This window comes from Chryseobacterium sp. Y16C, from assembly GCF_022488405.1.
In the GTDB taxonomy this organism is placed as follows: domain Bacteria; phylum Bacteroidota; class Bacteroidia; order Flavobacteriales; family Weeksellaceae; genus Chryseobacterium; species Chryseobacterium geocarposphaerae.
The window spans coordinates 2,966,486-2,979,567 of record NZ_CP092711.1; the positions used below are offsets into that span (position 1 = coordinate 2,966,486).

Genomic DNA, 13,082 nt, shown 5'->3' on the forward strand with positions numbered 1-13,082 from the left:
AGATTTCCATGAAATACTCCATTCGTATTTCCAGACCAACTATATACTTACAGCAATACAATTTAACTATAAAAAAGCAAAATCAATGACAACAACTAATAAAAATAATGCTTCACAAACCCTTTTCAGATTTGTAAGCCTTAGAAATCCACAATTAACAGAAACCAAAGCCACCAACCTAGGCTTTATACACAGACCTGCTGGTTTATCAAGTGCTTTTGATAATCAAGTACCTGAGAACGATACCGCAATTGCAAAATTCCAGGCGCTGGAACGTGCTGCTCAGTCTTTTCTTCCTACAGGATTTCAAAACGAAGCACAGATTGAATCCGGTGTTTTTTCCCAAGCCTTGAAAATCGGAAGAAAAATTGCTAAAAAAGAAGAAATTTCGGTTTCTGATAAAGATATTGTAATGGCTCTATATTCTCAAACTACTCAAGATCAATACAGAGCTTTATGGGACAATCTCATATTTCAAACGGTAAGGCAAAGCGATTTTTATGTAAAAGAAGCCATTATTCACATTTTAAAGGCACTACATTTAGGCTATGCTTGTCAATTAATTCCTACCGATGAATTAAAAAAAATCAACGGAGATGATCTACAAGCTAAATCATTAGATGCTAAAGTCGTATTACCATTAAAGTTTTTTGGAGAAGGTACAAATGCAGGCGGCTCATCTTTAATTGCCAGCAGAGCCTTTACCGTAGGAACTTCTTCCTTAGGAGCAGAAGACCCTATCAATGCAGATCTTCTTCCTATTGCAGTACAGGAACAGTTAAAAGTGGAAGGTGAGAAAATTTCGGAACTCTCTTCCCTCAATTTAGAAAAACAAGGTATAGAGCTTCTTATTTCAGAGTTGGAGGCTACTCAAAAATCATATTATAAAATCAAAAATAAAGCTTATGATGCTGCTTATAAGCAATATCTCGAGACTTACCAACCCGAAATCGACGAATATGACAGAAAACTGAGGGAAATTGAAGCCCGCATTACAGAAACCACTACTCAAGAAGAAATCGATGCCATGTATGCTGAGCTAGGAGAATTAAATGTTCCTCAGTTTACTTTCAGCTATAAAGATGAGCTTAATTTTGAAGATTTTAAAGCTAAACTTTCTCTGGATTCTTTAAAGCTATTTGTCAGTATATTCACGGATGCAGGAACCAGAGAGCTAGATTACTCTGTAATCATTGTCATTTCCGACAGAACAATACAGCTGGGAGAAATCAGAGTTAACATTGATGAAGAATATGATACTTACAATGAAATTTTTGAAGTATTACATGAAAAAAAGGCTTCTCAAACCCAAGCATTGTTTGAAAAAACATCTGTTAATAAAAACATTTATGCAAATATTGGTGGAATCCTCATCCCTGTAAGTGACATCGGAAGCAGTCCATTAAATACTATTTCCAGAACATTCTATCTTAAAGCCAGCACTCTGAACGGAAAATCATCATATCTTACATTTTATTATCAGGCAGCAAGCAATGTTTGGGGAGTTGCCTCTGCTAAAGTAAACGCTGTTACTGATTTCGGAACGTATGAAGAATCCTATTCAAATATCAGCGTAAGTGCAGAAAAAATTACCTTCCCTCCTATTCTGGTCAACAAATTTGGAAGGTTTATCAATAATTTAAAGATAAGAATTTTCTTCAACAATGGGGAAGAAGCCAATCTGGAGTTTACTAATATCTCATTAGAAACACCTTATACAGGTATTTTATATACGGAAAGAGTAAAGCTGGAAATTGAAAACCCTACCGAAGGCGGAACGACTCCCAAACCGGGAACTTTCGTGCCAAAACATTTCGGTGTAAAAAGACTGGGAATTGCAGATTACTTAAAAGTGGAGCAAAGTGTACATGCCTACGTCCCTGGTGAAGTTTCAAATATTGAAAACGTAATGGCCAGTGAATTGCGTCACAAGTCTTCCGTTTCAAGAGATTATTCGGAAATTACAGATACCACATCAGAATCTGTTGAAACAGAAAAAATTTCCGACACCACAAAAGCGGAAAGAAATGAAATGCAGACTGAAGTGGCTCAAGAACTGGAAAAACAGCAAAGCATCACTGCAAGTACAAGATTTAGCTATGGAGCCAGCAAAACATTCTTTGAAATTGGAGCGAACTACGCTAATAATACGGCTCAACATGACAGTACAAGACAGGCTGTCGCAAAATCTCAGGAAATCACGGAGCGAGCGATGGAAAGAGTTCTTACGAAAATCAATAAAGAGCGAGTTCAAAAGATCATTAAAGAATACACAGAAACCAACGTACACGAATTTGATAACCGCGGAAAGGTTACTGATACCAATAATCCTGATGCTGCACAGCCCAAACATATTACAGGGGTCTACAGATGGGTTGATAAAAAAATGAAGAATCAGATTTATAACTATGGGAAACGTACCATGTTTGAATTTATGATTCCTGAACCTGCTAAGTTGCACCGTCTGTCTGCTTTTGTAAATAAGGAAACTTTTACAGAACCTGTAGACCCTAGAAAAGCACCAAGACCAAATACTATGGCCGATTCAAAATCAGCAACTAAAGAATTGCTGGAATATTGGGCAGCTATCTATGGAGTAAAACTTACCGCAATTAAAGAAAAAGATCAGCATATTGAAAATGTTCATGATGAGTTTAACGACAGTGGAAACTGTAGTGTACAGCAGAGAAATTTTACAGTTCCGGCAGACTACATCTGTAAATCGGTAGATGTCTCTTATTCTGCAACACGCTCGAAAAGTAGCAGAAGCCTCCAGATAACAGGAGATTTCACAAATGGTATTGGCTTCGCTAAATACAATCCAACAGAATCTTTTTCTTTAGGAGGCTTCAATCTTTCAGGCAGCTGGGTATTCAAAAACTCAGGTTACAACATTGGAATTGTAGACATTTCCTTAAGGTTAAACTTAGAAATCAAACCCGCTCTATTCGAAGCCTGGAAAAAAGAAAATTTCGATGCAATTATTGCAGCTTATGAAACAGCCTACGCAGACTTTTTAACAAAACAAAAAGAAGCTGACGAAAAAGCAAAAGAACAGGCAACTGAAAACCAAAACAAACAGTCGGTTTTCTATCGTGATATAGAAAGTGTAATTCTGAAACACAATTGTATTGCTTATTTATTACAGGATTATCTAAACACTTTAGGTCAGAAGTTTACCGTGGGTGACCAGATGAAAAACTTTGAAGTTATCTTAGGGGAAGAGCTTGAGCAATACGCTGCTTTAGCCAAATTTATGGAGCAGGCATTCGAATGGGAAATTATGGATTATACTTTCTATCCTTATTACTGGGCACACCGTGATGAGTGGCAGAAAATGTACCTGTCGGAAAGCGCAGATCCATTATTCAGAAGCTTTTTACAATCCGGGATGGCAAGAGTGATTGTTACCGTAAAACCAGGATTTGAAGACGCAGTACAATTCTTCATGACGACCGGAAGAATCTGGAATGGCGGTGAAGTTCCTGTAATCGGAGATCCTATGTATATGTCGATTGTTGATGAAATGAGACAACCGACAGGAGTACCTCAAGGTAAATACTGGATTACAAGAGTTCCTACTACATTAACCATTCTACAGGCACAATCCGTTGGATTACAGGTAGCGGAAGACCAGCCTTTACCAATCTTCCCTGAAGAGCATCCTGAAAATTGTGAAAATCCAAAAGAATTGGAAGGCGAAACTTCTTTTAGTTTGGATGATATTCGATTAGAAGGAACAGGTGATGATAAAACTACTCTACCTACTACAATTGTTGGATAAATCATTAATCTTAAGTAGCGGTGTGAAATATCACTGCTATTTTTTCTCAATTTTTAATTTTAAATAACTTTAAAAATGAAAAATATAGATATTAGAAATCTTGCAAAGATTGGTGTGGCTGATGTGGATGTTTATAAAACGGACAGAAAAAAAATCTATTTTGATGATCAAAGTATCTTTGTTTTATTCTTTCGATCAAAAAATCAGGCAAGTGGAAGTCTTCCCAAAACTGAATCAAGTGGAGAAATAAGATATGACAATTTATATACAGGAAATTTTGGTTTTGACACTTATATTCCAAAACTCTATCCTGCAAGACAATTTGAGAATGATTATACAGTTAATACAGACATAAAAACAGTAATTGAAGAAAAGAAATTAAATAGAGACAATTTCAAACTAGAAAGCAAAGGGAATGATAAATATTATATTCCTTCTGTTTGTATCACAAAAAATAATAATGTCACTTTATATATTAAAGGATATTCAAAAAAGAAATATATGTTACCTAAGCTTTCATTTAAATTTGTATTATTAAACGAAGCAAAGCTTCCAATTAAAAATGCAGCAACATCAGAATTTAGAGATTATCCAGATAACAAATTAAATATCATTTCCGGTAAAGAATTAATATTATCTGGTAAAGAAGATTTTGACTCACAAATTACCATACAAGCCGTAGATGACTTTGATGATCATATAGGGTTAATTTGTTTTTATAAAAATGACAAAGGAGAAGAGTTTCTAGTGGGCCAATGTAATTTTGTTCCCAATAAAAAAAATAATGTTAAATTAAAGTTTATTAAGGTAAAAGTAACAAATAATGGAACAGAAAAGTACACAGAAAATCATTCATTTGATATTACAGGTTTATCTTCCTTCTTAAACAATAATACTATGGGACAGGCTGCAATGAATATCATTGTCCCTAAAAACACTATTGATATTTTAAAACTTGAAGAAAAATATAAAGAAATTAATTCGAGTACAGGTGTTGAAGAAATAAAATTTAATTTGGCGGATTATACTGATGTAGTTGATTTAAAAAATAAAGGTGATTTATCCACCGTTTTTAAAAGAAATTCGATCTTAGCGACGAAAAATGACACCTCCGAATCTAAGCTTCAAAGTCATATATCAAAGATTTATAACCTCGATATACAGAACAAATTAAATACCTCAACGGAATTAAATGCTATTTATGAAAAATATAAAAATAAAATTAGAAAAGTATTTTCTAAAGAAGATTTTCTGAACGAAATCAGACGATGGTATTTAGATACTTATATTCCTTTTTTCCTTTTAGAAGATATTACATTTAAAATTTATTTACAGGACGGAAATTGGAAATGGACAGAAGCTTTTGAGTCAAACCGTATTAAAAGTCATAAACTTTCAGTGCTTGTTTCTAAGTTTAGTTTAATACATGGGAAAGATTCGTATAGTACTTATGCGCATGAGCTAGCTCATGGTCTCAGTTTAGGTCATATTTTTGAAAATTCAACAGGAATTAATATTCAGAAAGAAGGCTTAACTCTTGAAAATGTGATGGATTATTATGTTATCAATATTGACGGAACTAAACTTTTACATCCAAAACCGTATGTTTTTAATGCAAAACAATGGGAAAATATGAAAAGTTACCATACCGAAAGAAGTAGAAATGAATTGCAGTATTACGAAAATCTTTTCGATGACAATCCCAAAGAAGCTGAAAATTTAAAAAAAGATTGTGAAGATTTACTAGATAATTTATAATTTTAATAATTAAATTACAAAAAATGAAATACTTTTTCTTTTTATTATTAATGGTCAATATTCCTTGTTTCGCACAAAATAAGGAACAAATTTCAAGCTTTATTAATGGTATATATGGAAACGATTACTATCTTTTAGAGAGAAAAGCCAAACCCATTTTACTTACTGAACTCAATGATGATTGGAGTAAATCAATCTCCCTGAATAGCAGACAACAATATACTAATGCTCTAAAAAATCAAAATATTAGCCAGATAAACTGGCAAGACTATAATTTGAAAAGAGCTATTTTATGTGAAAATGGAATACCTATTATAAGTGAAAAGAATATTCCTTATGATTGCATTTTATTTATTCCTGAAAACCTTACTAAAAAGGAGAAAGCACAGATTATTAATACTAAAAAACCAACTCAATTTATTATATATTCGAAAAAAAATTGGAATGAGGATAAAAAGAAAACAGCATATTACTCTTTTTTGAAAAACTTTAAAAAGGCAAAGAAGAATGAAACATTTAAATCTATAAGCCTATCTCAACCTATTTTTTTTGATAAATATGTTCTAATTAGCTCTTATTCTTCTTCCAAATTATCAACCTGTATTTTTGAACAGAAAATTAATACCTTTCATAAATTAGATTGCGAATCATTAAATTACAAATAGAACATTTATCATCAAATAATAATCAATAAGCCACAGAATACTGTGGCTTTTGCCTTTTATATTTACTAAAAAAATAAAACACGACACCTTTTGTCGCATTAAGCCCATATATTTGTCTTATAAAATTCATCCATGAAAAAAGATTTTTACCTGACAAGATATGCCTTAATTATAAAAAGATTGGAAAGTTCTCCGGCTACCTATTCGCAGCTGGAGGACTATCTTCTTAACTCTTTCGAATTTCAGGATGCGGATATCAAGAGCTACTCTATCCGTACGTTACAGAGGGATATTCGGGAGATTTCCGATCTTTTTAATCTTTCCATTCACAATAAAAAGAAAGGGGACAATCGGTATTATATCGAAAGCCGACCAATCATGGAGGTAGATGAATACAACCAGAAATTGCTCGAGTCTTTTCAGGTAAGCAACGCCATGAATACGCATCCGGATTTTGCTGATTTTATCTTTTTTGAAAGCAGAAAACCAACCGGAGTTGAAAATTTCTATGATTTGTTTTTTGCGATCCGAAATAAAAGAATCGTTTCTTTTGAGCATTACAATTACAAAAACAAGCTGATGACTTCCCGAAAAGTTCATCCGTTAGCCTTAAAAGAATCCAAAGACAGATGGTACCTGATTGCTATTGATACGAAAGACAAAATGCTGAAATCTTTTGGATTGGACCGAATCAATTATTTGGATGTAAGTGAAAAACAATTCAGGGAAAAGTATAAGTATAATTTCAGGGAACATTTTAAAAATGCTTTCGGTGTGATGAATCTTTCAGAACAGAATCCTGAAAAAATTGTCCTGAAATGCAGCAGACACCAGGGAGAATATATCAAAAGTTTTCCGCTTCACCAGTCTCAGAAAGAACTGAAGGAAACTCCCGAAGAAATCTATTTTGAATTCTTCCTCCACCCTACTTATGACTTTATGCAGGAAATTCTTTCCTATGGAAAAGAAGTACGCGTTTTAGAACCTAAAACTTTAGTTGATGAGATCCGTAATCATCTGCAGCAGTCTTTGAACAGCTATCTGAGTGAATAAAAAAGAATGAAGAATTTCGGTTATTTTTGATTACATTTACATAAATATTTCAATTTGAAACCTATATTCTTTTGTCTGTTTTGCCTTATTTCTTCTTTTTGTTTTTCGCAACAGACGGAAGAATTTAAAAATGTAAAAAACTTTTACAATCAGCATCGCGGTATGCTCAATACTGAGTTTAAAAAGAAATTTGACGCGGAAACCAATACATTGACCAAAGCAGCCATAAAACAGGATTATCTGTTGTTCATGAAAAAAATGGACAGCATTGAAAATGTTGCAATGATCGGAGCTTTATTAAAAGTTAAAAACCTGGAAGATTTAAAAAGAATCAATCAGCAAAACGACAAAATAGAATTATCCAACACCCAATCCAAAGGAGGTTCAGCAGTAAGTAAAAATGCCGATTACCCAGGTGGAATCAATGCATTGAGACAGGAGATTGCTCAGATTTTTTATACACCGGGAGTATATTCCGAAACCAAAACAATCAAAGCCAATGTTGATTTTATTGTCGAAAGGGACGGAAGCATCAGCAATGTAAATGCTCAGGGAGATAATTTTACCTTCAACAGGCAGGCTGAAATTGCGCTATACTCCATTCCTGAGAAATTTTCTCCAGCAACAGTCAATGGGGAATCGGTGAGATTCAGCTTCAAACTTCCTTTAACGATGAATTTTGAATAAATGTTTACAGACGAATATTACATGAGAATGGCTTTACAGGAAGCCGAAATTGCCTTAGAAAAAGATGAGGTTCCCATTGGATGTGTCATTGTTTCTAACAACAGAGTTATTGCAAGAGCCCACAATCTCACAGAGACGTTAAATGATGTAACCGCGCATGCAGAAATGCAGGCCATTACTTCTGCCGCTAATTTTTTAGGCGGAAAATACTTGAAAGACTGCACGCTATATGTGACACTAGAACCATGTGTAATGTGTTCCGGAGCGCTTTCGTGGTCACAGATTTCAAAAGTAGTGATCGGAGCACGGGACGAACAGAGAGGGTTCATCAATAAACACCTGTCTCTTCATCCAAAAACGGAAGTCATTACCGGAATCATGGAAAACGAATGTTCTTCCATTGTAAAGGAGTTTTTTAAATCTAGAAGATAACTTTCTATGCAACCTATAATAAAAAAGCAGCTTTTATAGCTGCTTTTTTATCTTCATTTATCTTTTCCTAAAAAATAAAGTCCTTTCAGGGTATGCAGTCTGTCTGCAATATGAATTTTATTCGTCAAAGGCTTGTAAACATGCGAAACACCGCCCGTTGCCACCACAAAACAGTCATCATTTACCTCATCATTAATTCGGTCTATAAACCCTTCTACCATTCCTAAAAAACCATAAACCATTCCGCTTTGCATACAGGTTACCGTATCTAAGCCCAAAACCGATTTGGGTTTCTTCAATTCAATTTCTGGAAGTTGCGCCGTTTGACTGATTAACGAATTAAGAGAAGTAACAATTCCCGGAGCAATAATAACTCCCATCGTTTCTCCATCTTCAGCAACGCAGCTTGCAGTAAGTGCAGTGCCAAAATCCAGAATGATCTTTTTCCTGCCGGGATACAGATTATGCGCTGCTACAAGATTCGCATAAATATCCGTTCCCATTTGCTTAGATTTTGCCTGAACACCGGAAGGTGTATTTCTGTCAACAATGACAGGAGTAATATCATGTATTTTCTTGATCGCAGAACTCATCACTTTGGTAAGCTGAGGAACAACAGAACCGATGATTACTTTACTGATTTCTTTGGGTTCAATTTTATAGGTTTGATATAACATACTCATCTGAACATATAGCTCGTCTGTTGTTCTGTAAGGTTTTGTATTGATTACCCATGAAACATCACAGTTATCACCATTAAAAAGTCCAAACCTGATATTGCTGTTCCCAACATTTATGACAATTGAATTCATTGATTTATGTTTCAATCTGGCTTATTTAGTAATAGAGAAGCCTAATTAATTTTAAGGCTCAAAATTAATAATTTTTGATAGAAACAAGACGCTAGAACGTTTGAAATTATTTTGAAATTTTCGTTTTTTAAAACAATTAATTATATTTAAAGTCACAACCACTCAAATTTATCCTACAGACATGAAAAAGTTCGTTTTGATATTTTTTATAATGATTAACCTGTCTCTTTATGCGCAAAAAGCTTCCATTAAAGATATCTATCCTGACCTAAAGAAAAAATCCCAAATTGATAAATCCGATAAAACGATTTATAATCTCTTAACTACTTTTTATGAAAAAAACCTTCAGGCAGATCAGGAAGAAATGACTCCCGAAGACATCCAGCAAATAGAGAAACTGGTTTCCGATCCCAATACTAAAAATCTTCATATCCTCATGCTTTTTCTGATGTATCAGCAGCATATCAGCAAAACAGCAGCGGTAGGAAAAAAACCGGATGCAGACTTTCAGATTGAGACCATGAATATTCTTGAAAATGAAACAAAAGACATTTTCGGGAAAATTCCAGCCATTATTTACATTTACAAAGCAGAAGCATTAGAAAGCGGCCATAGAAAAGATGAGTCTCAAAATACAATAATACAAGGCTTAAAAGAATATCCGGATTCCATTCCACTTAAAGTATACAGCTACCTGAATACCAAAGACAACACCATAAAGGATGATTTGATTAAAAATCATTCAAGGCATTGGATGGTACAGCAGTTTGAAATAAAATAGATTTGTCACTACAAAATAAAAAGTCTCTGAAATATTTTCAGAGACTTTTTTATAGAATCAATGTGATGTTTATTTCACCTCAACAAAATTATCCTGCATATTGATATCTGCCATTCTTTGACTAAAATCAATTCCTACTGCAGACAGCTGAGATTTTGTATAAGGAACCGTAATTGAATACTCTTTCTGTGTCCAAGGCCAGTAAGGCACTGTTTTAAAGTCTCCGTAAATATCCTTTTCTTTCCACGTATGGGTCATATTCATGGGAATCTGGTAATTTACAATCTTTTTATCTGCTGTTATAATACTAAAATCAATAGGCATTGGAATTTGTCCATTATTTACCAAAGTGATGGTTGTTGATTTTGCCTCGTATTTTATGTCTTTAATTCCGTAATCGATCGTTTTTGTAGTATTGATCCAGTAATTCTGAAACCATTTTAAATCCATCCCTGAAACTTTCTGAGCAATATGTAGAAAATCTCTGTCAGAAGGATGTTTCATACTCCACTGATCATAATATTGCTTTAAAGTTTCTGCCAAATTCTGCTCTCCCATAATGTAACCCAGCTGCACCAGATACAATTCTCCTTTTACATAAGAAGCGTATGTATAAGCAGTTCCGTTATCATGGTGATCCCCTAACCAAACCGCAGGTTCTTCAATTCCTTTTTTAATAAAGTTTCTGTAAGCATCCAAAGAATGCGCGAACGGATTGGGAAGGTCTTCCGGAAATAACTGATACATTACATAGTTTTCCGCATAGCTTGTAAACCCCTCATCCATCCACGGACGCATCGACTCATTTGTGGCAAGCATTTGCTGATACCAGGAATGGGCACCTTCGTGAGCCATCAATCCCATCAATCCTTTAATATCTTTTGCTTCTCCTAAAATCATCGTACACATTCCGTATTCCATTCCACCGTCTCCCCCTTGAATGAAAGCGTAAGTTGGGTATACATATTTTCCGAAGTGGGAATTCATCAATTGGAAATATTTTGTAACATAAGGCTGCGCTTCTTCCCAAACTTTTGTTTTTTCATTATTCTGATACACCAAAAATACCTTCGGACCTTGCGGAACATCAAAACTTTTCACCACATAATCTCTATCTGCGCTCCATGCAAAATCCAGCATATTTTTCGCTGTCCATTTCCAGGTGGCCTTATTTTTATCAGCTTTGATTTTTGCATTGGTATCATACCCTTTCACTTCTGCCGGATTCTCAAGAATTCCCCCTGCTCCTACTACATAATCTTTGTTGATTTTAATCGTCACATCAAAATCTGAAAACGGCGCGTGAAATTCTCTTCCGATATAATCGAATGTTGCCCAGCCGTCATAGTCATATTCTGCGATTTTAGGATACCATTGCGTCATAGTCATATCAACACCTTCCTTATTATTTCTTCCGCTTCTTCTGATTTGTTGAGGAATTACGGCATCCCAATCCATCGTGAATGTTGTGGTTGAATTTGGCTTAATCGGTTCTGCCAGATAGACTTTCATGATGGTTTCCTGAATTTCAAACTTCAATGTTTTGCCGTTTTGTTTGATCCAGTGAATATTTTGTGCTCCTTCCTGATCTTTCGGAATAGATGCCAATCTTGAAACTCCGTCTTTCTGCAATCTTGAATCCCCGTTTTTTCCTTGTCCGGCAACTCTCTGATCCATCATGGAATTGGGTTTAAAAGCATTCCAATACAAATGGAAATAAACAACATGAAGCTCGTCCGGTGAATTATTGGTGTATTCTAAAGTCTGATTTCCCTGATAAGTAAATTTTTCAGCGTTCACATCAATATCCATCTTGTACTTTGCACTCTGCTGATAATAAGCTCCCTGCTGAGCTTGAAATTGTGAAATTATAAACGCAAATAGGATTGCAACCGATTTTTTCATTTAAAATTTTTTAGTTTTCTAAAGATATGTATTTTAAGTAAGAACCTCAAACGTGGAGGTATTGATGAGGCTTATTCTATATTATAGTGTTAGATTAAATTTATTCTAATTGTTAAATACATCCGTAGATTTCACGGATTTCACAGAAAATTGTTTTGAAATTAATCCGCGGGATTTATACAATCTGTGGGAATATGATTTTACTGATTTTTCAATAATTTTTTGATCAAAGTAACCTGTCCAAGATGATAATACGCATGTTCAATCATCCCGTCAATATTCCTTAAATAGGTACCGTATTTTTCATCGACAAAAACTTCATTCATTTTAGAATCGGGCATTTGTTCCAATAGATTAGCAAACTTTTCAGAATCATTCCAAAGCTTATTTAAAAGCTCCTCCCAATGTTCCTGAGATCCAATTGGTGGAAGATCAAAGCTATATTTATCCCTGATTTCCAGATTCCCGCCTTCAAAAACATTCACCAAACCTGCAATATAATAATCGATATGAAAAGTAAGCATGGCAATGGTGTTCAAAGAGCCTACTTGCATTGTTGCCTGCTCCCAAGTTACACCCAAAAGCTGATCTTTAAAATTGGTATTAGCAATCCATAAACCATCCAGCATTACTTCTCTGAATCTTTTGGCTAATTGTGATATTGAGCTCATTGTTTTTTATTTATTATTAAAGCATATCCTGTCTTGATGCCATTAGAGTTAGGGTCTTCCCAAAAATTACAAAATTCTTCTTTATTGTAAATTCTTAACGAATCTGCTGGATCTGCAACATATACTTTTGAATCTTCAATTTTGTAAACCACAACAAAATGATGTGGCTTGCAATAAGCAATACAAGGTAATACTACATTTTTACTTAAATTTTGAAAATCAACTTCCACACCTTCAGGTTTAAATCCTAATGATTCTGCAGCAGAGAATAAATCATACATGCTTGTCCCTTTTGAAGAATCAAAGTGAGTAATTTTACTCAGATAACTCTCGGTATAAGTTTGACCATAATATTTAAAAATCATTCTTAAGCAGGTTGGGCCACAAGTCTTTTCACTTGTCTGTTTATAAAAAGGAAAATTTTGCGTGGCATTTTCATTTTTACAACTCATCGCAAAAAAAATCATGAGCATAAATAAAAATATGCTCATGAAAATATTTCCTATCTTATAAAGAAAATTCATTTTTTAATCA

General features: G+C 34.3%; 11 protein-coding genes. 7 read left to right on the plus strand and 4 right to left on the minus strand.

Annotated features, from left to right (window positions below; genetic code table 11):
- The first annotated feature begins 85 nt into the window (after positions 1-85).
- The 6 genes from MKS83_RS13280 (at position 86) to MKS83_RS13305 (ending at position 8,379) form a co-directional block, all read left to right on the plus strand.
- On the plus strand, positions 86-3,784 hold the full coding sequence (locus MKS83_RS13280) for a hypothetical protein (RefSeq protein ID WP_240580087.1): 3,699 nt from the start codon (positions 86-88) through the stop codon (positions 3,782-3,784).
- 75 nt (positions 3,785-3,859) lie between these two features.
- Complete coding sequence (locus MKS83_RS13285; protein ID WP_240580088.1) at positions 3,860-5,542, plus strand: hypothetical protein; 1,683 nt, start codon at positions 3,860-3,862, stop codon at positions 5,540-5,542.
- Positions 5,543-5,565: 23 nt separating this feature from the next.
- Complete coding sequence (locus tag MKS83_RS13290) at positions 5,566-6,207, plus strand: hypothetical protein (protein WP_240580089.1); 642 nt, start codon at positions 5,566-5,568, stop codon at positions 6,205-6,207.
- 132 nt (positions 6,208-6,339) lie between these two features.
- Positions 6,340-7,260 (plus strand): helix-turn-helix transcriptional regulator, encoded by a 921-nt coding sequence (locus MKS83_RS13295; RefSeq protein ID WP_240580090.1) that lies wholly within the window; start codon positions 6,340-6,342, stop codon positions 7,258-7,260.
- A 54-nt stretch (positions 7,261-7,314) separates the two neighbouring features.
- Positions 7,315-7,947 (plus strand): energy transducer TonB, encoded by a 633-nt coding sequence (locus tag MKS83_RS13300; RefSeq protein ID WP_240580091.1) that lies wholly within the window; start codon positions 7,315-7,317, stop codon positions 7,945-7,947.
- Positions 7,948-8,379, plus strand: a complete 432-nt coding sequence (locus tag MKS83_RS13305) for a nucleoside deaminase (protein WP_240580092.1) — start codon at positions 7,948-7,950, stop codon at positions 8,377-8,379.
- A 53-nt stretch (positions 8,380-8,432) separates the two neighbouring features.
- On the opposite strand, the gene MKS83_RS13310 is transcribed toward MKS83_RS13305, so the two are convergent.
- Positions 8,433-9,191 (minus strand): type III pantothenate kinase, encoded by a 759-nt coding sequence (locus tag MKS83_RS13310; protein WP_240580093.1) that lies wholly within the window; start codon positions 9,189-9,191, stop codon positions 8,433-8,435.
- Between the two features lie 181 nt (positions 9,192-9,372).
- Between MKS83_RS13310 and MKS83_RS13315 the strand changes: the two genes are divergently transcribed.
- The gene (locus MKS83_RS13315; protein ID WP_240580094.1) at positions 9,373-9,972 is read left to right on the plus strand and encodes a hypothetical protein; all 600 of its coding nucleotides are present in this window, start codon (positions 9,373-9,375) and stop codon (positions 9,970-9,972) included.
- A gap of 69 nt (positions 9,973-10,041) precedes the next feature.
- Here MKS83_RS13315 and MKS83_RS13320 read toward each other — a convergent pair whose 3' ends face one another.
- The 3 genes from MKS83_RS13320 to MKS83_RS13330 all read right to left on the minus strand — a co-directional run bounded on the left by MKS83_RS13320 (position 10,042) and on the right by MKS83_RS13330 (position 13,072).
- Positions 10,042-11,877 (minus strand): M1 family metallopeptidase, encoded by a 1,836-nt coding sequence (locus MKS83_RS13320; protein WP_240580095.1) that lies wholly within the window; start codon positions 11,875-11,877, stop codon positions 10,042-10,044.
- Positions 11,878-12,077: 200 nt separating this feature from the next.
- Entirely contained in the window at positions 12,078-12,548 is a 471-nt protein-coding gene (locus MKS83_RS13325; protein WP_240580096.1) for a DUF1572 domain-containing protein, read from the minus strand.
- The gene (locus MKS83_RS13330; protein WP_240580097.1) at positions 12,545-13,072 is read right to left on the minus strand and encodes a cysteine peptidase family C39 domain-containing protein; all 528 of its coding nucleotides are present in this window, start codon (positions 13,070-13,072) and stop codon (positions 12,545-12,547) included. Before MKS83_RS13330 ends, MKS83_RS13325 begins: the two co-directional genes overlap by 4 nt.
- Positions 13,073-13,082 lie beyond the last annotated feature (10 nt).